Origin of the sequence: Streptomyces sp. OZ13, from assembly GCF_052068155.1 — a bacterium.
Taxonomy (GTDB): Bacteria; Actinomycetota; Actinomycetes; order Streptomycetales; family Streptomycetaceae; genus Streptomyces.
The window spans coordinates 609664-626927 of sequence record NZ_JBQHCZ010000004.1; the positions used below are offsets into that span (position 1 = coordinate 609664).

The 17264-nt window shown below is 73.0% G+C and carries 16 protein-coding genes; 9 read left to right on the forward strand and 7 right to left on the reverse strand.

The window, feature by feature from the left end; genetic code table 11:
- Window positions 1-15 precede the first annotated feature (15 nt).
- From ACTMTU_RS13025 to ACTMTU_RS13035, 3 genes are all read left to right on the forward strand, one after another.
- Window positions 16-2277 (forward strand): ATP-binding cassette domain-containing protein, encoded by a 2262-nt coding sequence (locus ACTMTU_RS13025; RefSeq protein WP_441263623.1) that lies wholly within the window; start codon window positions 16-18, stop codon window positions 2275-2277.
- A 103-nt stretch (window positions 2278-2380) separates the two neighbouring features.
- Complete coding sequence (locus tag ACTMTU_RS13030; RefSeq protein WP_441263624.1) at window positions 2381-2890, forward strand: SigE family RNA polymerase sigma factor; 510 nt, start codon at window positions 2381-2383, stop codon at window positions 2888-2890.
- Window positions 2891-2983: 93 nt separating this feature from the next.
- On the forward strand, window positions 2984-4252 hold the full coding sequence (locus ACTMTU_RS13035) for a hypothetical protein (RefSeq protein ID WP_441263625.1): 1269 nt from the start codon (window positions 2984-2986) through the stop codon (window positions 4250-4252).
- Window positions 4253-4446: 194 nt separating this feature from the next.
- Here the strand turns inward: ACTMTU_RS13035 and ACTMTU_RS13040 are convergent, their stop codons facing one another.
- The gene (locus tag ACTMTU_RS13040) at window positions 4447-6132 is read right to left on the reverse strand and encodes a bifunctional 3'-5' exonuclease/DNA polymerase (RefSeq protein ID WP_441263626.1); all 1686 of its coding nucleotides are present in this window, start codon (window positions 6130-6132) and stop codon (window positions 4447-4449) included.
- An 81-nt stretch (window positions 6133-6213) separates the two neighbouring features.
- Window positions 6214-6774, reverse strand: a complete 561-nt coding sequence (locus ACTMTU_RS13045) for a sugar O-acetyltransferase (protein WP_441263627.1) — start codon at window positions 6772-6774, stop codon at window positions 6214-6216.
- A 113-nt stretch (window positions 6775-6887) separates the two neighbouring features.
- Here ACTMTU_RS13045 and ACTMTU_RS13050 point away from each other — a divergent pair, with 113 nt between their 5' ends.
- On the forward strand, window positions 6888-7601 hold the full coding sequence (locus tag ACTMTU_RS13050) for a lipoprotein (protein WP_441263628.1): 714 nt from the start codon (window positions 6888-6890) through the stop codon (window positions 7599-7601).
- Window positions 7602-7760: 159 nt separating this feature from the next.
- Here the strand turns inward: ACTMTU_RS13050 and ACTMTU_RS13055 are convergent, their stop codons facing one another.
- On the reverse strand, window positions 7761-9911 hold the full coding sequence (locus ACTMTU_RS13055; RefSeq protein WP_441263629.1) for an ABC transporter permease: 2151 nt from the start codon (window positions 9909-9911) through the stop codon (window positions 7761-7763).
- Window positions 9905-10630, reverse strand: coding sequence for an ABC transporter ATP-binding protein (locus ACTMTU_RS13060; RefSeq protein ID WP_441263630.1), 726 nt, complete (start codon window positions 10628-10630; stop codon window positions 9905-9907). Before ACTMTU_RS13060 ends, ACTMTU_RS13055 begins: the two co-directional genes overlap by 7 nt.
- 127 nt (window positions 10631-10757) lie before the next feature.
- Between ACTMTU_RS13060 and ACTMTU_RS13065 the strand changes: the two genes are divergently transcribed.
- Window positions 10758-11900 carry a DUF2786 domain-containing protein gene (locus ACTMTU_RS13065; protein ID WP_441263631.1) on the forward strand — a complete coding sequence of 381 codons (1143 nt, stop codon included), beginning with the start codon at window positions 10758-10760 and terminating at the stop codon, window positions 11898-11900.
- A 71-nt stretch (window positions 11901-11971) separates the two neighbouring features.
- On the opposite strand, the gene ACTMTU_RS13070 is transcribed toward ACTMTU_RS13065, so the two are convergent.
- A complete protein-coding gene (locus ACTMTU_RS13070) occupies window positions 11972-12628 on the reverse strand; it encodes a hypothetical protein (protein WP_441263632.1) in 657 nt (218 codons plus the stop codon).
- Window positions 12629-12721: 93 nt separating this feature from the next.
- Here ACTMTU_RS13070 and ACTMTU_RS13075 point away from each other — a divergent pair, with 93 nt between their 5' ends.
- Window positions 12722-14842 (forward strand): FUSC family protein, encoded by a 2121-nt coding sequence (locus ACTMTU_RS13075; protein WP_441263633.1) that lies wholly within the window; start codon window positions 12722-12724, stop codon window positions 14840-14842.
- A 61-nt stretch (window positions 14843-14903) separates the two neighbouring features.
- On the opposite strand, the gene ACTMTU_RS13080 is transcribed toward ACTMTU_RS13075, so the two are convergent.
- A complete protein-coding gene (locus ACTMTU_RS13080) occupies window positions 14904-15383 on the reverse strand; it encodes a hypothetical protein (RefSeq protein WP_441263634.1) in 480 nt (159 codons plus the stop codon).
- A 38-nt stretch (window positions 15384-15421) separates the two neighbouring features.
- Window positions 15422-15667, reverse strand: coding sequence for a hypothetical protein (locus ACTMTU_RS13085; protein ID WP_441263635.1), 246 nt, complete (start codon window positions 15665-15667; stop codon window positions 15422-15424).
- A gap of 11 nt (window positions 15668-15678) precedes the next feature.
- On the opposite strand from ACTMTU_RS13085, the gene rpmG reads away from it, so the two are divergent.
- From rpmG to ACTMTU_RS13100, 3 genes are read left to right on the forward strand one after another with little or no spacing between them, the layout of a single operon-like run.
- On the forward strand, window positions 15679-15843 hold the full coding sequence (gene rpmG / locus ACTMTU_RS13090; RefSeq protein WP_005314221.1) for a 50S ribosomal protein L33: 165 nt from the start codon (window positions 15679-15681) through the stop codon (window positions 15841-15843).
- Between the two features lies 1 nt (window position 15844).
- Window positions 15845-16093, forward strand: coding sequence for a type B 50S ribosomal protein L31 (locus ACTMTU_RS13095; protein ID WP_441263636.1), 249 nt, complete (start codon window positions 15845-15847; stop codon window positions 16091-16093).
- Window positions 16090-17226 (forward strand): CobW family GTP-binding protein, encoded by a 1137-nt coding sequence (locus ACTMTU_RS13100; protein WP_441263637.1) that lies wholly within the window; start codon window positions 16090-16092, stop codon window positions 17224-17226. The genes ACTMTU_RS13095 and ACTMTU_RS13100 overlap by 4 nt, the downstream gene beginning before the upstream one ends.
- The last annotated feature ends 38 nt before the right edge of the window (window positions 17227-17264 follow it).

Consider the following 17264-nt stretch of genomic DNA (forward strand, 5'->3'; position numbering starts at 1 on the left):
GCTAACGTCGGCCGAATGACGATCCCGGCCGACAACCACCATGTGATCCAGGTGCGCGGCGCGCGCGAGAACAACCTGGCCGACATTTCGCTCGACATCCCCAAGCGGCGCCTCACCGTCTTCACCGGCGTGTCCGGCTCGGGGAAGTCGTCCCTCGTCTTCGGGACGATCGCCGCCGAGTCCCAGCGCCTCATCAACGAGACGTACACCGCCTTCATCCAGTCGTTCATGCCGAGCCTCGGCCGGCCCGACGTGGACGCGCTGCACAACCTGAGCGCCGCCATCGTGGTCGACCAGGAGCGGATGGGAGCCAACTCCCGCTCCACCGTGGGCACCGCGACCGACGCGTACACCATGCTGCGGATCGTCTTCTCCCGTCTCGGCACGCCGCACATCGGCACGTCCGGAGCCTTCAGCTTCAACCTTCCGGAAGGCATGTGCCCGCGCTGCGAAGGCGTCGGCCGGGTGTCGGACATCGACATCGACCAGCTGGTCGACCGCGACAAGTCGCTGAACGAGGGCGCGATCACCGTGCCGAACTTCGCGGTGGACTCGTGGTACTGGCAGATCATGGCCAACTCCGGCTTCTACGACCCGGACAAGAAGCTCCGGGACTTCACCGAGCAGGAGTGGGCGGACTTCCTCCACAAGCCGCAGGTCAAGGTGAAGGTCGGCAGCAACAACTTCACGTACGAGGGCCTGCTGCTGAAGGTCCAGCGGACGATGCTGACCAAGGACCGCGACGCGATGCAGTCCCACATCCGGGCCTTCGTCGACCGGGCCGTGGTCTTCCGCGAATGTCCCGACTGCGGGGGCACGCGGCTGACGGCCGCCGCCCTCTCCTCGAAGATCGACGGGGTGAACATCGCGGAGTGCTCCGCGATGCAGATCAGCGATCTCGCGAAGTTCGTGCGCCGGATCGACGACCCGGGTGTGGCCCCCCTGCTCGCCGGACTGCGGGACCTGCTCGACTCGCTGGTGGAGATCGGCCTCGGCTATCTCAGCCTGGACCGGCCCGCCGGCACTCTGTCCGGCGGTGAGGCGCAGCGCGTGAAGATGGTGCGGCACCTCGGTTCCAGCCTCACCGACGTGACCTACGTCTTCGACGAGCCGACCGTCGGTCTCCACCCGCACGACATCCGGCGGATGAACGACCTGCTGCTGCGGCTGCGCGACAAGGGGAACACGGTGCTCGTCGTCGAGCACAAGCCCGAGGTGATCGCGATCGCCGACCATGTCGTCGACCTCGGCCCTGGGGCCGGCACGGAAGGCGGACAGATCTGCTTCAGCGGCGATGTGCCCGGACTGCGGGCCTCCGGGACGCTGACGGGGCGGCACCTGGAGCACCGGGCCGGTCTGCGGGAGAAGGTGCGCGAGCCGCGCGGACAGCTGGCCATCAAGGGCGCCGACCTGCACAACCTGCGGGACGTGAGCGTCGACATACCGCTCGGGGTCCTGACCGTGGTCACCGGCGTCGCCGGATCCGGCAAGAGCTCGCTGATCCACGGCAGCCTGCCCGCCCGTGACGGAGTGGTGGTCGCCGACCAGTCGCCCATCCGCGGTTCGCGCCGCTCGAACCCGGCGACGTACACCGGTCTGCTGAACCCGATCCGTACCGCCTTCGCCAAGGCCAACGGAGTCAAGGCAGCCCTGTTCAGCGCCAATTCGGACGGTGCCTGCCCCAAGTGCAACGGCCTGGGGCTCGTCTACACCGACCTCGCCATGATGGCGGGCGTGGCCTCGGTGTGCGAGGAGTGCGAGGGCAAGAGGTTCACGCCCGAGGTGCTCACGTACACCCTGCGCGGCAAGAACATCAGCGAGGTGCTCGGGATGTCGGTGGCCGAGGCCCACGACTTCTTCACCTCGGGTCAGGCACACACCATCCTCGGGCGGCTGCGGGACGTCGGGCTCGGCTACCTCCGGCTGGGACAGCCGCTCAACACCCTCTCCGGCGGTGAGCGGCAGCGCATCAAGCTGGCCATCCACATGGCGGAGAAGGCGGCGACGTACGTACTGGACGAGCCGACCACCGGTCTGCACATGGCCGACGTGGACCAGCTGCTGGCGCTGCTCGACCGGCTGGTGGACGCCGGCAACACCGTGATCGTCATCGAGCACCACCAGGCGGTCATGGCACACGCGGACTGGCTCATCGACCTCGGCCCCGGCGCCGGACACGACGGCGGCCGCACCGTCTTCGAGGGGACACCCAAGGACCTGGTCGCCCACGGCGACACCCTCACCGCGCACCATCTGCGGGAGTACGTCGGGGCCTGACCCCGGCACGGGTCCTGGAAAAGGTTGAAACATTACGGGGACGCTGCCGCGTCAATGAGGTGAAGGGGTCGCCGGCGCACGACGGGGGGAGAGTGAGCAGGGGATGAGAGCGTCCCGCACGGAGGAGTACAGAGAGTTCGCGGCGAATCGCGCCGCGCACCTCTACCGCTCCGCCTGCCTCCTGACCAGCGGGGACACGCACCTCGCAGAGGATCTGGTGCAGGAGACGCTCGGCCGGATGTACGTGCTGTGGGGGCGCGTCTCCCGGATCGAGAATCCGGCGGGATACGCACAGACCGTTCTCGTCCGCTCGTTCCTCACTCACAGGCGCCGGCGCTCCGCTTCGGAACGCCCTGTCGGCGAACTGCCCGACTCCGCCCTGCTCTCCGGTGACGACCCCGAGCTGCGCCTCGCACTTCTCGGTGCGCTCGGCCGGCTCTCACCGAAGGACCGGGCGGTGGTGGTGCTGCGGTACTGGGAGGACCGCAGCATCGAGGAGACCGCCGACGCGATGAACGTCAGCTCCGCCGCCGTGCGCACCAGAACGGTGCGGGCGCTCGCCAAGCTCCGCGAGCAACTCGGCGGCAGTCTCGTCGAGTTCGCCGCCCGCTGAGGCGCGGCACCGCGACGACGGGCTCTTCCCGCGGGCCGCCCCGCGGGCTCCACCACTTCATTCATGCGATGCGACCAGAGAGTGTGGTTCCCCATGCCTTTCGAGGACGAACTCGGTGATGCGATCCGCCGTACCGGTGACACGTTCCGGCCCTTGGACCGGCCGGGCCTGGTGGACGCCGGCCTGACCCGCGGCCGCCGCCGGCTGGCCCGTCGCAGGACCGCCGCCGTGACCGGCAGCGTCCTGGCGCTCGCCGTGGTCGGCGTCGCCGGCGGCTATACGACCGGCGCACTCGGCTCCGGCGACGGCCGGGCGTCGGCCGCGGCACCGGCCACGCCCACCGCCGTCGCGGGGCAGGCCACGCCCGGCGCTCCGAGCGCGCCCCCGGCGGGCGGGGTCACCAAGGAGAAGATGATCGAGGCCTTCAAGGCCCTCCTGCCCGAAGGAAAGATCACCCGCGAGGCCGGTCAGGGCATCACCGAGGACGTCAAGGGCGGGAAGACCGGCCCGTACGCCTCCGTCGTCTTCGACGACGGACAGGGAGCGGCGGCCATCAGCCTCGGCGTGAGCACCGTCGACCCGGCCGGACAGAGCGCCGACCAGTACGTCACGTGCCCGTCCAAGGCGCTGGTGCAGCACGACACATGCAAGGCCGAGACGCTCCCCGACGGCTCCCGCTACATGCTGTTCCAGGGCTACGAATATCCCGACCGGCGTGTGGACACCCGACTGTGGCGGGCCGTCCTGATCACGCCGAAGGGCGTGCAGGTCGACGCCAGCGAATGGAACGCGCCCGCCGAGAAGAACGCGCCGGTCAGCCGGCCGGCCCCGCCTCTGACGGGCCCGCAGCTGAAGACGCTCGTCACGGACGGCGTGTGGCAGTCGATCGGCGCGCAACTGGGCGAGCCCGACAAGGAGACACCGCTGCCCGGCGCCGCCGGTACCCCGGTGGACAAGATCCTCACGTCGCTGCTGCCCAAGGGACTGAAGGTCCTCGACAAGCAGGGCGACCCCGGTTACGGCTTCGTCGTCGCCGACGACGGCAAGGGCGCCGGCTTCATCCAGGTCAACGCGCAGTCCGGCATGCAGGACCTCGCGGCGGTCTTCACCGGCGACGTCACGACCCTGCCGGACGGCACCAAGGTCATGGTGAAGAAGGAGAACGACCCCGACCAGAAGGGCGGCGCGGGCGCGGTCGGCTGGACGGTCGACACCCTGCGCCCCGACGGCTTCCGGGTCGTGATGATGGCCTTCAACGCGCCGGGGCAGGGCCAGGACGCCAGCCGCGCCGAGCCGGTCCTGACCATCGAGCAGATGAAGACCATCGTCCTCGACGAGAAGTGGCGCACGACGACCGGATGAGCCGCAGGGGCCCGGCCCCGGGAGCCGGGCTCCGGCGGCCTGGTCTCCACGGTGGCGCGAGCGCCAAGGCTTGGCCCCCCACGGCGCCGAGCTCCGGGGCTCCCCGACGGCGAATTCCGGCAGCCGGGCCCCCTCGGCGCGAACCCCGGAGCCTCGTCTCCGCGGAGCCGGTACCGCAGTCGGGCCTGCGCACGTCACTTCGCGTCCGAATAGCGCTCCACCACCGCGATCGTGAACGGGAACCGCACCGGCGTCTCACCGAAGGCGATCCGCCCGGCCAGCTCACCGGCCGAGCGGATCGCCTCGGCCACGTCGCGGGTCTCGTCCGCCGGGCAGTGCACGATCACCTCGTCGTGCTGGAAGAACACCAGCTCCGCCCGCATCCCCGCGGTCGCCTGCCGCAGCGCCGCCAGCATCAGCAGCGCCCAGTCGGCGGCGCTGCCCTGCACCACGAAGTTCCGGGTGAAGCGGCCCCGTGCCCTGGCGTTGGTCGATGCGTAGCCGGGCGTGAACTCGCCGTCGGCGGGAGCGGCTTCGACCGGCTCCTGGGGGATGCCCGCCTCGTCGTCGTCGCCCGCGCCGGCCGCCCGGGGACTGGTGCGCCCGAGCCATGTCCGTACCAGCCGGCCCTCCTCGCCCGCCTTCGCCGCGTCGTCCACATAGGCCACCGCCCTCGGGAACCTGCGCCGGAGCGCCGCCAGGTTCTTCAGGCCGTCGCCCGACGTCTGGCCGTAGATCGCGCCGAGCAGCGCGATCTTGGCGTGGTCGCGGTCTCCGGAGAACGCCCGGTCGGACAGCGCCGTGTAGAGATCGCCGTCGTGCCCCGCGACCTCCATCAGGCCGTGGTCCCGCGAGATCGCGGCGAGTACCCGCGGCTCCATCTGGTCGGCGTCGGCGACCACGAGACGCCAGCCGTCGTCCGCGACGACGGCCCGCCGGATCACCTTCGGTATCTGAAGTGCCCCGCCACCGTTGGTCGTCCAGCGGCCGGAGACGCTGCCGCCGGGCAGGTACCCGGGCCGGAAACGGCCGTCCCGCACCCAGTCCTGGAGCCAGCTCCAGCCGTGTGCGGTCCAGATGCGGTACAGCTTCTTGTACTCGATCAACGGCTTCACGGCCGGGTGGTCGATCTCCTCCAGCTCCCATCGCCGGGTCGAGCGCACCTTGATCCCCGCCTGTGCGAACGCCCGCACCACATCCGCCGGCAGGTCAGGCCGCACGCGCCGGCCGAAGGCGGCCGACACCTCGTCCGCGAGCTCCGCCAGACGTCTCGGCTCGCCACCGCCCGCGTACCGCTCGCCGAGCAGTTCGTGCAGCACCGCCCGGTGCACATCGGCCCGCCACGGGAGCCCCGCGCGGTTCATCTCGGCGGCCACCAGCATGCCCGCGGACTCCGCGGCCGTGAGCAGCCGCATCCGGCCGGGGTGCTCGGCGGCCAGATGCCTTCGCTGCTGGTCGGCGTAGACCTCGAGCAGTGCCTCCAGGGGCACGGCGACGGGCTGCGGCTCGAACAGTGAGGACTGGGAGCCGGGCTCGGCCGCGCGGGCCGGCGGATCGGGCGGCACGGGAGCGTTGCGCAGCCGCGCCCAGGCGGCGGCCGCCGAGCGGGGCTCGCCGAGCCGTCCCTCGTGGCCGAGCAGCAGCAGCTCGGCGTCCTCGATGTCGTAGCACCTCTCGACCCGGACACCGGCGGCCAGCAGCCGCGGATAGATCCCGGCGGTCGACCGCCACACCCACCGGTCCACCCCGGGACGGGAACGGACCGCCTCGACCAGGTCGGGCTCCTCCGCCGCGGGCCCTGCGGGCAGGCCGTCGGGACGGAGGGGGACGAGCCTGGCCCCGTCCCCCTCCGTCGCTGCCAGAGCCCATCGTTCGCCCATGGGTTCGAGTGTGGCAGCCGGGTACGACAACGGCCGGTCGACGGGCCGGGCGGCGACGTGGGAGGCGGGCGCGCCGCGGGCTCAGCCCGTCAGGGAGCGGACGACGCGGGCGGGGTTGCCCACGGCGAGCACCCCGGCGGGCAGGTCCCTGGTGACCACGGACCCCGCGCCGACGACGGTGTTCTCCCCGATGGTGACGCCGGGGCAGACGATCACGCCGCCGCCGAGCCAAACGTTGTCACCGATCACGATGGGGACCGCCTTCTCCCACCCCGCTCGGCGTCGCTCCGTGTCCATCTCGTGGGCCGGGGTGAGGAGTTGCACGTTCGGTCCGATCTGCACGTCGGCGCCGACGGTGATGGGGGCCGCGTCGAGGAAGACCGCGTTGAAATTGACGAACGTGCGGTCCCCGATGCTGATGTGGCGCCCGTAGTCGCAGTGGAACGGCGGTCGGATGCGCACGTCCTCGCCCAGCGAGCCGAGCAGTTCGCGGAGTATCGCGGTCCGCTCGTCGGGCGAGGCGCCGCCGTTCCCGTTGTAGGCGGCGCAGAGTTCGGAACGGCGCCGGGTGTCCGCGCCCAACTCCTCGTCGTCCGGGAGGTACCACTCGCCGGCCAGCATCCGGTCCTTGTTCTCGCCCATTGCTCGAACCCTTCCTCGACAGCGGCTCTCCGTAGGATCGATCCTGCTACGCCGCCGACAGTGGTGGCGGGTTCACGGACAGACAGGGTGGGGATCCTTCGGTGCGGAGTGTGATGCGGGGACGTCTGCGCGGCGCGGCTCTCGGGGTGGTGACGGCGGTACTGGTGACGGGGGTGGCGAGCGGCTGCTCGTCGAAGGCCGACTCGGACGATCAGGCGGGTGGTCCGGCGAGCCGGCAGGACGTGCGGCAGGACGCGAGCAAGGAAGAGACGCAGAAGGAGAAGACCGAGGAAGAGAGCAAGGAGCAGGACAAGGCGGCCGACGGGCCGGCGGAGGCGGGCTCGGTGGGCGCCCCCGGCTCCGCCTGCCCGATGCCCGTCACCTTCTCGCTCGCCGCGGACTGGAAGCCCGAGCGCCTCGAGAGCGACAAGGACAGCGAGTTCGCCGCGGTCCTCGACCAGGGCCCGGTCACCCTCGTGTGCGAGATCGACGCCAAGCCCGCCGGCCACATCGGCTTCATCCGGGTGTGGGTCGGTGCCGAGGCCGGGGACGACACCCGCAAGGCGCTCCAGGCGTTCGTCGCCGACGGTGCGAAGGAGCGGACGGACGAGGTGTACAAGGAGACCAAGGCGGGGAAGCTCGCCGCCACCGAGGTCACGTACATCAACAAGAACGAGTTCTTCGACGACCCGAAGAAGGAACGTGCCTTCGCCGTGGCCACGCCGCGGGGCCTGGTGGTCGTGGACCTCGGCGGCTTCGACTCGCAGGAACACGAGCAGATGCTCCCCGCGTACGAACTCGCGAAGCGGACGCTGCGTATTTCCTGACGGGGTGTTCCTGACCGGGGGCGTTTCCCGACCGGGCGCGCGCCGGTCCCGGGAAATGACCGCGGGCGGGGGACCGGAGTCCCGCGACCTCGTGTCCCGCCCCGCCCCCTGAGTCCCCGGACCTCATTCCTCGCCCCGCCCCCGCCCGCCCCGCCGCCCTCACCTTGTCCGCGGGCAGCTGACCAGCGACGCGAGGACCGCGACCGCCGCGCACGACCCGAGTGCCGCTCCGGCCGTGCCCCACGGCACCACCACGGTCACGGGCGCCGACAGCGCGGCCAGCGCCGTCCCCAGCCCGGCCAGGTTCACGGCGGTGATCGCCGCCCCCAGCACGGCTCCCACCGCGACGGAGAGCAGTGCCTCTCCTGTGACCACCCGCAGCACCTGCGCGCGGGTCGCTCCCGCGAGGCGCAGCGAAGCGAGTTCGCCGGCGCGTGCCGACGTGGCCATCAGCAGCGTCCCGGCGAGGGCGATCGCCGTGTAGACAAGGGCGATCCCGAGGACCACGAGCATTCCGAGACGCGTCTGCGGGCTCGTACGGGGATGCGTCGCCGCGGCCCACTCGTGCACGTCGCGGACCGTTCCGCCGAAGGAGCGCCGCAGTTCGCCGGCGAGGGCTTCGAGTGCGGCCGGGGAGGCGCCGGCGCCGGCCCGTACGTCGATCCGGTCGACCGGGGCGGTGGGCGCGTTGGCGGCCGTGACGAAAGCGCCGTCGCCGCCGGTCCCGACCGCCAGGACGGCGGCGATACGCAGTCTGGCCGGGCGGCCGTCGCCCAGCCACACGTCGATGGTCCGCCCCACTTCGTGCCGCATCCATTCCTCGGTGACGACGATGGAACGGTCGTCCAGGTCGCGCAGGTCGCCCGCCGTGACGGGCAGCCGCGCCAGCTTCGCGAACGCCGCGGGGTCGGTCACCGCGCGCGCCTCGAACCCGACGAGCGCGGTGCCCTCCTCCCGTACGTACACGGCGGTGGACGCGGACGGCGAGATAGTCGCGGCCTTCGTCACCGGCGTGCTGCCGGAGCGTTCCGGCACGCGCAACCGTTCGCCGGTCACGACCAGTTGGGCCGCCGTCCGTTCCCGGGCGTCCGCCGCCCGCGCCGCCGTCACCGACTCGGCGGTCCCGGTCATCGAGCCGGCGAGTGCCACGGTGACGAGTACGGGCGCGGCGACGGCGGCCGTGCGGCGCACGGACGCGGCGGTGTTCTCCCGTACGAGCATCCCCACCGCGCCGGGCAGGGGCAGCAGCCTCGCGGTGCGCCGCACGAGCAGTGGAGCCAGCAGCGCGACGGCGGTGATCAGGATCATCGGCCGGGTCAGGTAGGTCTTGCGTTTCAGCAGGTCGGCCGGGTCCGTGGCGAGCCCCCACGCCAGCAGCGCCGCACCGGCCACCGCGAGGACGACGCCGGCCAGCAGTCTGCCGCGCGGCAGCACACCCGTGTCCACGTCCGCCTCACGCAGTGCCTCCGCGGGACCGATGCGCCCTGCCCGGCGCGAGGCGGCCCACACTCCCGTGACGGCGACCAGCAGCCCGGTCCAGAACGCCACGTGGAAGGGCCAGTTCACGTCCTCGCGGATAGCGAACCACGCGGGCGCCACCCGCCCTTCCACGAGGGCCCGGGCCAGCCGCGGCGCTCCCCACGCGCCGAGCGCGCAGCCCGCGGCCGAGGCGAGCACGCCGACGACCAGCGATTCGGTGAGCAGCAGGCGGCGGATCTGGCCGGGCGTCGCCCCCGCTGTCCGCAGCAGCCCGAACTCACGTCGCCGCAGGGCCACCGCGAAGGCGAACGTCGAGGCGACCACGAAGACGGAGACGAAGGCGGACACGCCGCCGGCCGTGCCGAGCAGCGAGTTCACCGAGACGAGAGCCTGGGCGTCGCGCTCGGTCCCGGGATCGGCGCGCCGCCGTTCGTCCCCGGTGAGGACCTGAGCTCTGCGGCCCACCACTTCTCTCACCCTGTCGGCGGGGGCGTCGACGCCGACCGCGTCAGGGCCGCCGTCGCGGGTCACCGGGCCGAGCGCGGCCAGTTCCGGCAGCAGTGCGGTGTCCACAGGGTGTGGATGGGCGAGCGGCTTCGACACCGTCCCGGTCGCCGGCCCCCGACGGACCTCCACGGTGAGCCTGTCCTGCCCCATGACGACCACCGGCGAGGAGGCGAACCGCTCCGGCGGGCGCTGCGGCGCCTCCAGGGTGGAGGCCAGGCCGAGGCCCATCGTCGCAAGCAGGCCGACGCCCAGCGCGAGTGCGACGAAGCCGGCGACGAACGTGGCCCAGCGTGCCCGCAGTGCGGCACAGGCAACGGTCAGCACGGGACCGCCTCCAGCCCCGCGAGACGGGCCGCGACCTGCTCGGCGGTGGGCGACGTGAGCTCTCCGCCGACCCGCCCGTCGACCAGGAGGACGACCCGGTCGGCGAACGACGCGGCCACCGGATCATGGGTGACCATCACGATCGTCTGCCCTTCGCGGTCCACCAGCCCGCGCAGGAGTCCGAGCACCTCCTTGCTGGTGACGGTGTCGAGCGCACCGGTCGGTTCGTCCGCGAACAGCACGGCCGGCCGGGTGATCAGGGCACGGGCGAGGGCGACCCGCTGCTGCTGCCCGCCCGACATCCGGCCCGGCCGATGCCCCGCCCTGCCTTCGAGGCCCACCTCGGCGAGCGCCCGGCGCACATCGGCACGCGACGGCCGCCGCCCGGCCAGCCGAAGCGGCAGGGCGACGTTCTGGGCCGCGGTCAGCGACGGGATCAGGTTGTAGGCCTGGAAGACGAAGCCGATCCGGTCGCGCCGCAGCAGCGTCAGCCGCCGTTCGCTCAGCCCGTCCAGCCTGAAGCCGTCGATCTCCACGCTCCCCGAGGTGGGCCGGTCGAGCCCGGCGGCGCACTGGAGCAGGGTGGACTTGCCCGATCCGGAGGGCCCCATGACGGCGGTGAAGGACCCCCGCGGGAATTCCAGGTCGACGCCGTCGAGTGCGGTGACGTCACGGTGGACGCGGCGGAGGCCGGTGAGCCGTACGGCTGTTGTGGTCATGCCGCCAGGCTTCCGTCTCCCGGCGCCGTGATCACGACCACTGGGGGGTGTTCCGGGGGTATGGCCTGCCCTACCCCCGGAAGCACCCCGCGGGACCGGCCGCCCCGTCCGTGGGACCATCCGAAGTATGAGTACGGTCGAAAGGGCGCTGGCGGCGGCGCTGTACGGGGAGGGCGACGAGGCGCTCGACACCGGCGCGTCCCTCCTCGCCGCCGACCCCTCCGCCGACGGGGAGCTGCGCCTTCGCGGCGAGGAGTTGGTGCGGCGGGCGTGGGAACGCGGCTGGCAGCCGGCCGACGTCGTGCGGCTGGTCCGGCGGGACCTCGACGACACGCACGAACTGCTGGCGGCGGGGCTGATCACGGCGGAGACCAAGCGCTACGGCCCGCGGCTCGCCCCCCGCTTCCGTGCCCAGCTCGACGAACTCGCCGGTCTGCAACCGCCCAGGTCCGACCGTTTCTCGCACGCCACCGCCCTGCTGGAGCTGTACCGGCTGCTCTCCCGCCTCCCCGCGATCGAACCGGTCGGCCCCGTCCCGGGCGCGTCCCTGGCCTCGGTGCCGGCGTCACCGTACGAGCCGCGCATGCTCGGGCGGATCCGCGCGCTGCTGGCGAAGGCGGAGGCCACCGGCTACCCGGAGGAGGCGGAGGCGCTCACCGCCAAGGCACAGGAGCTGATGGCCCGGCACAGCGTCGACGAGGCCCTGCTGGCCGCCCGTACGCACAGCCCGGACGCGCCGTCCGCGTGCCGGATCGGTGTGGACGCCCCGTACGAGACGGCGAAGGCGGTCCTGCTCGACGCGGTCGCCGCCGCGAACCGCTGCCGAGCGGTGTGGAACAGCGCCTTCGGCTTCTCGACCGTTGTCGGCTTCGAGAGCGACCTCGAGTCGGTCGAGCTGCTGCACACCTCCCTGCTCGTCCAGGGCGCGACGGCCCTCACCAAGGCGGAGTCCGCGCAGCGTGCGGGCGGCCGCCGGCGGACCAAGACCTTCCGCCAGTCGTTCTGGACCGCGTACGCGAGCCGCTTGGGCGAGCATCTGACCGCCGTCGCCGAAGAGGTGGTCACCGCCGACCTGCTGCCGGTCCTGGCATCGCGGGACGTGGCGGTCGCCTCGCACACCGACCGGATGTTCCCCGAGACGACGACCACGCGGGTGCGCGGCGCCACGGACCTCGACGGCTGGCAGGACGGCCGGGCCGCTGCGGACCGCGCGGAGCGTCGGGGCCCGGCGCCGTCGGCGGGACGCATCCCGCGCAGACCCCGCCACTAGCCACGCCGGTCGGCGGGCGCCGGCTGTCACCTCGGCCCGGCGCGGTGCGCCTCCGCGCCCTCGCCACGCCCTCAGCCGGCGCGCTGCCTCCTGCGCGCCGCGGCCATGCCCGCCACGCCCACGACCACCGCGCCGAGCAGCAGCCATTCGAGGATGCCGAGCCACTCCGGCAAAAGGCGGTACGTGGTGCCGTCCCGGTACACACAGGTGGCCTGGGCGGGGAAGATGTCGCGGTCCACGCGCGTGGCGCGGTCGTAGATTCCGGTCACGAACGCCGAGCAGGACTGGAGGGGTTCCTTCCCCGGTGAGGTCAGCGCCGTGCCGCCGGCGTGGACGAGAGCGAGGGCGAATCCCGCGCCCACGGCGGTCGCCCCCATCCGCCGGGCCGCCTTCTCGTGATCGGACCGGACGAACTCCAGTGCCGTCGCGGCGACGGCGCAGGCGGCCGTGGCGGCGATGCACGCCCACATCACCCACACCAGCGCGCCGGCGGTGGAAATGGTGGTGCCGTCCGCGAACACGCACCGCACGTCCGGCGGCAGGCTGCTCCGCTCGACGGTGAACGGCCCGCCGGGGCCGACCATCCCGTGGCTGCACCGCTCGTCCAGTTCGGAGATCGCCGCCAGCAGGCCGGCCGCCAGCCAGACGACCACGGACGCGCACAGCAGCAACGCGAAGGCGACCCACAGCCCGTCCGACGACAACCGCGCCATGCGTATGTTCGACATGGTCGGAGCGTATGGCCCGGCATCACTCCGCCGTGCGGCGCCCTCCGCCCGGAGGTCGGGTGAAATGCCGGGAAAGGTCGTTACGCTCGGTCCATGAGCTGGCTCCGGGCGCTGAAGGAGACTGCCCTTTCGGGGCTGAAGATCGAGCGGAAACGGCTGGAACCCCTCATCGCCGTCCGGGCCGCCGCCGGGCTGGCGCTCGTCGTCGGCGCGGGGCTCATGATCTTCGGGCCCGCCGTCGCCGTGAGTTCCGCCTTCGGCGCGTTCCAGTCCGCCATCGCGACGTTCCAGCGCAGCTGGCGGCCGCGGCCGGTCCTCGCGCTCCTGTCGGGAGCGACGCTCGCCGTCTCCACCTTCCTCGGCTACCTCACCGGCGCCCATGTCGCCCTGTTCCTCGCCCTGCTGACGCTGTGGACCTTCCTCGGCGGCCTCCTGTGGGCGGTGGGACCGACCGCCGGGATCATGGCGTCCTCCAACATCGCCATCATGCTGGTGACCGTCACACTGCCCACGTCGGTCGCCGCCGCCGCGGGCCATGCCGCCATGATCGCCGTCGGAGGCGTCGTCCAGGCCCTGCTCGTCGTCCTGTTCCCCGTGCGCCGCTGGGGCGCGCAGCGCGACGCGCTCGCCGACGCGCTCGCGGCGGAGGCCGACTACGCGCGCAGGCTCCGCGAGGACCCGACGGCGTCCTTCGATCCGGCCCCGCTGATGTACGCCCGCAGTGCCGCTGCCGTCACCCCTCGCCAGGCCAGGCGCAGGCCGGCGGAGCTGCACGGCACCCGCGGCGTCGCCGAACGCATCAGGCCCGTGCTCGCCTCACTGGCCGACCCGGCGGTCGGTGTTCCCGCGGAGGGCCCGGCCCGCGACCGGGTGCGTGAACTCCTCCACGCCGCCGGGACGGTGCTCGACGCCGCCGCGCGTGCAGTACGCCACGGGGAGGCCGTCCGGGTGCCGCCGGCCGCGGCCGCCGCCCTGCGGACGCCCGACACCGGCGCCCTCCTCACCGGGCCGCCCCGACGAGCGGCCGTGCGGCTGACCGCGCTGCTCGACGAGGTCGTCGGCACGGTGCGCGGCCTGGGCGGCACCGAGTCCGACCACCGCACACGGCAGGGGCTGGTGCGGCTGGTCCCCGGCGCGCTGCGGGCGATGCGCGACGAGCTGCGGCCCGACTCGCCGGTGCTGCGGCACGCGGTCCGCTCGTCGGCGGTCGTGGCCGCCGGCTATCTGCTGGGCACAGCCCTCCCGTTGGGCCACGGCTACTGGGCGCCCCTGACGGCGGTCATGGTCATGCGCCCCGACTTCTCGCAGACCTACGGCCGTTCCGTAGCCCGCTTCTGCGGCACGCTCGTCGGTGTGGGCGTGGCGACGGCGGTGGTACAGACGGCGCGCCCCGGCACTTATCTCAGCGCGGGCATCGCCGTCCTGTGCGCCCTGGGCATGTACCTGGTGATGCGCACCGGGTATGCGGTGGCCAGCGTCTTCATCTCCGCCTACGTGGTCTTCCTGCTCGGCACCGGTGGAGAGGACTGGGCCCAGACGGTTCCCCAGCGGGTGCTGCTCACCTTCCTCGGCGGGGTGCTGGCGATGCTCGCCTACGCGCTCTACCCGGCCTGGGAGACCCCCCGCCTGCACCACCGGCTCGCCGACTGGCTGCTCGCGAGCGGCCGTTACGCCGCGGCCGTCCTCGACCGCTACGCCGATCCCGCCGAGGGGCCGGACATCGCCGGGTCGCCCGGGTCCGCGGACGTCCGGGGGACGCTGCTCCACTCGCGGGACGCCCGGATCGCCTGGCGGGACGCCCTGTCGAAGGCCAAGCACGAGCCGGTGCGCTCCCGTGTGCTGTCACGGAGGACGGCGGAGGACGCGGGCCGGGCACTCGCCCAGGCGGGCAGGGTCGCCATGCTCATCGAGGCGCATCTGCCCGAGAACGGCGGCGGTCAGGACGCCGCGCCGGTACCCGCCGCCGCCGCGCTGGCCGAGGTGTTGCGCCACGCCGTCGAGGAGGGCGCGGAGGCGGTACGCGAGAACCGGGTGCCGGACTGGGGGCCGGTGCACGAGGTCGTGGACCGCTGGGGAACGAAGGAGACGTCCGACGCCGTCCTGCGCGGCGGCGCCGTCCAACTCCTCGCCGCCCTGGACGACCTGGCCGACGCCATGGCCGCGAGGCCGGGCGACGACGGGCCGCGGGCCCACGAGGGACCCGCGGCCCGGTGACGCGGAAGTGACGTGCGGAGCGGCTCGTCCCCGGCGACCGGCCGGCGGTGAACCGCAGCCGTCACGGGGTCGGGAAGTCCGACGGCAGGCCGGTCGGCAGACCGTCCGGCAGCGCGCCCGCCTCGCTCTTCTTGAGGGAGTCCTTCTTGCCGGCGTCCCACGAAATGACCAGCGTCGTCCCGTCGTTGGACTCGATCGAGCCCATCGTGCGGTCGGTGTTCCCGTCCGCGCACTTCAGCGACAGCATCTGCTTGCCCATGTCCTGCACCTCGCCCGTGCAGGCATGACCGTCGGCGACGATCGCGGCGTTGGAGCCCTGGACGGACAGCGCGACCGGCTTCCCGTCGCTCAGGCCGGTCCAGGTGCCCTCGATGTCACGGGCCCTGCCCTCGCCGCCGCCGCTGTCGCCGCCGGCCTCGGTGGGCGAGGCCGTGGCCTTGTCCTTGCCGGCGTCGTCGCTGTCGCCGCTGCCGCATCCGGTCAGCGCGAGGGCGGCGACGAGGCCCGCCGCGACGGCCGATGTACGTACGAGCTTGAGCACTGATCTGTCCCCCTGATCGATAGCAAGACCGCGCCAAGCTACCAGCAGGACGTGCCCACCCCAGGGATGGAGCCGGCGTGCGCCTGCTCACGCCTCGGCGCCCTGGACACCCGGAACTTCCGCGGGCGACCCCGCTGTTCGGCCGCCCGCCGCGCCTCTTCGCGGACACGCGCCGGACCGGCGTCCCGCGGCCGACGGCGTCGTCCGGCCTGTGCGACCGCTGCTCCAGCGCGCCCGTGCCCGGTCCGCGCGGGGCTGCCTTTGATAATGGAAATCATTTCCATATACTGGCGTCATGGCTCGCAACGACATCCGCCCGGTCATCAAGCTCCGCTCCACCGCGGGCACCGGCTACACCTACGTCACCCGCAAGAACCGCCGCAACGACCCCGACCGGCTGACCCTTCGCAAGTACGACCCGGTCGCCGGGCGGCACGTCGACTTCCGAGAGGAGCGCTGACATGAGGTCCGGCATCCACCCGCCCTACGCGCCTGTCGTCTTCCGCGACAAGGCCGCCGGCTTCGCCTTCCTGACCCGGTCGACGGCCACCGGCGACAGGACCGTCGACTGGGAGGACGGCAACACCTACCCCGTCATCGACGTGGAGATCTCCTCCGCGAGCCATCCCTTCTACACAGGGACGGCGCGCGTCCTCGACACCGCCGGCCGCGTCGAGCGCTTCGAGCGCCGGTACGGAGGCCGACGGTGACGCTGCCCGTCGTAATCGTCGGCGGGCTGCACGCCGATGCCCGCCGGGCAGCCGTGGAGCTGCTGCTCACCACGGTGCCCGGCAGCGTCGCCCTCCACCACGACCTCTCGACCGCCGGACGGGGCACGGTGGTCAGGACGGTCCGCGACGCACGGGGCGTCCGCGACACGGGGGAGACCCCGCTCGTCAACGACTGCGCCTGCTGCGCACTGCGTGAGGATCTCGTGCCCGAGCTGGCGCGGCTCGCCGCGGACGGCGCCACCGGTCTCGCGGTCGTCGAGCTGTGGGACTCGGTCGAGCCCAAGGCCATGGCCGAAGTGATCGCGGCGCACGGCGGCGAAGGCCTTGCCCTGACATCGGTCATGACCGCCGTGGACCCGGCGCTGCTGCTGCCGTATCTCGCCAACGGCGACGACCTGGCGGACGCGGGCCTCGCCGCGGCGGCCACGGACCGGCGCACGATCGCGGACACCTGGGCGCGTCAACTGGAGTACGCGCCGGTCCTCGCCCTCGTCGACAGCGAGGAGGCGGACGACGAGGACCGCGCCCTGCTGGCACAACTGCACCCGACGGCCAGGCGGATCGCCGTGGGCGATGAGGAGCTGGCCGCCGCGGCCGTCGCCGGGTTCGACGTGGACGCGGCCGCCGCCGCGCAGCATCCGGCCTGCGCACGGCTGCCGCAGGAGGCCGACGACTGCGGCGTCGCCACCTATGTGTGGCACAGCTGCCGGCCCTTCCATCCGGAGCGCCTCTACCAGGCGCTGGAGGACCTGACCTGCGCGGCGGCCCGCAGCCGCGGCCGGTTCTGGCTCGCCGACCGGCCCGACACCCTGCTGGCCTGGGACGCGGCCGGGGGCGCGCTCTGTGTCGAGAGCGCGGGGCCCTGGCTCGCCTCGCTGCCGGACGCCGCCTGGGAGATGGTCCCGCCCGTGCGCCGGGCGGCCGCCGCGCTGGACTGGCACCCCGAGCACGGAGACCGCTGCCAGCACCTGGTGTTCACCTCGCCGGGCCTCGACCGCGACGGACTCCAGCAGCTCCTCGAGTCGTGCCTGCTGACCGACGCCGAGTACGCCGCGGGCCGCGAGGCCTGGAAGCGGCTGCCGCCCGCCTTCGACTCCCTCCTCGAGGTCTGACATGTCGGCCCGCGTCGCGGCTCGGCCGGCTGAACGGA

What these genes read in the sequence shown, in the direction of transcription:
- ACTMTU_RS13050 (WP_441263628.1), top strand. Translation starts at nt 6,888, where the DNA reads ATGCGGGGACGTCTGCGCGGCGCGGCTCTCGGGGTGGTGACGGCGGTA.
- ACTMTU_RS13030 (WP_441263624.1), top strand. Translation starts at nt 2,381, where the DNA reads ATGAGAGCGTCCCGCACGGAGGAGTACAGAGAGTTCGCGGCGAATCGC.
- ACTMTU_RS13035 (WP_441263625.1), top strand. Translation starts at nt 2,984, where the DNA reads ATGCCTTTCGAGGACGAACTCGGTGATGCGATCCGCCGTACCGGTGAC.
- ACTMTU_RS13025 (WP_441263623.1), top strand. Translation starts at nt 16, where the DNA reads ATGACGATCCCGGCCGACAACCACCATGTGATCCAGGTGCGCGGCGCG.
- ACTMTU_RS13040 (WP_441263626.1), bottom strand. Translation starts at nt 6,132, where the DNA reads ATGGGCGAACGATGGGCTCTGGCAGCGACGGAGGGGGACGGGGCCAGG.
- ACTMTU_RS13065 (WP_441263631.1), top strand. Translation starts at nt 10,758, where the DNA reads ATGAGTACGGTCGAAAGGGCGCTGGCGGCGGCGCTGTACGGGGAGGGC.
- ACTMTU_RS13070 (WP_441263632.1), bottom strand. Translation starts at nt 12,628, where the DNA reads ATGTCGAACATACGCATGGCGCGGTTGTCGTCGGACGGGCTGTGGGTC.
- ACTMTU_RS13085 (WP_441263635.1), bottom strand. Translation starts at nt 15,667, where the DNA reads ATGGAAATGATTTCCATTATCAAAGGCAGCCCCGCGCGGACCGGGCAC.
- ACTMTU_RS13045 (WP_441263627.1), bottom strand. Translation starts at nt 6,774, where the DNA reads ATGGGCGAGAACAAGGACCGGATGCTGGCCGGCGAGTGGTACCTCCCG.
- rpmG (WP_005314221.1), top strand. Translation starts at nt 15,679, where the DNA reads ATGGCTCGCAACGACATCCGCCCGGTCATCAAGCTCCGCTCCACCGCG.
- ACTMTU_RS13095 (WP_441263636.1), top strand. Translation starts at nt 15,845, where the DNA reads ATGAGGTCCGGCATCCACCCGCCCTACGCGCCTGTCGTCTTCCGCGAC.
- ACTMTU_RS13075 (WP_441263633.1), top strand. Translation starts at nt 12,722, where the DNA reads ATGAGCTGGCTCCGGGCGCTGAAGGAGACTGCCCTTTCGGGGCTGAAG.
- ACTMTU_RS13060 (WP_441263630.1), bottom strand. Translation starts at nt 10,630, where the DNA reads ATGACCACAACAGCCGTACGGCTCACCGGCCTCCGCCGCGTCCACCGT.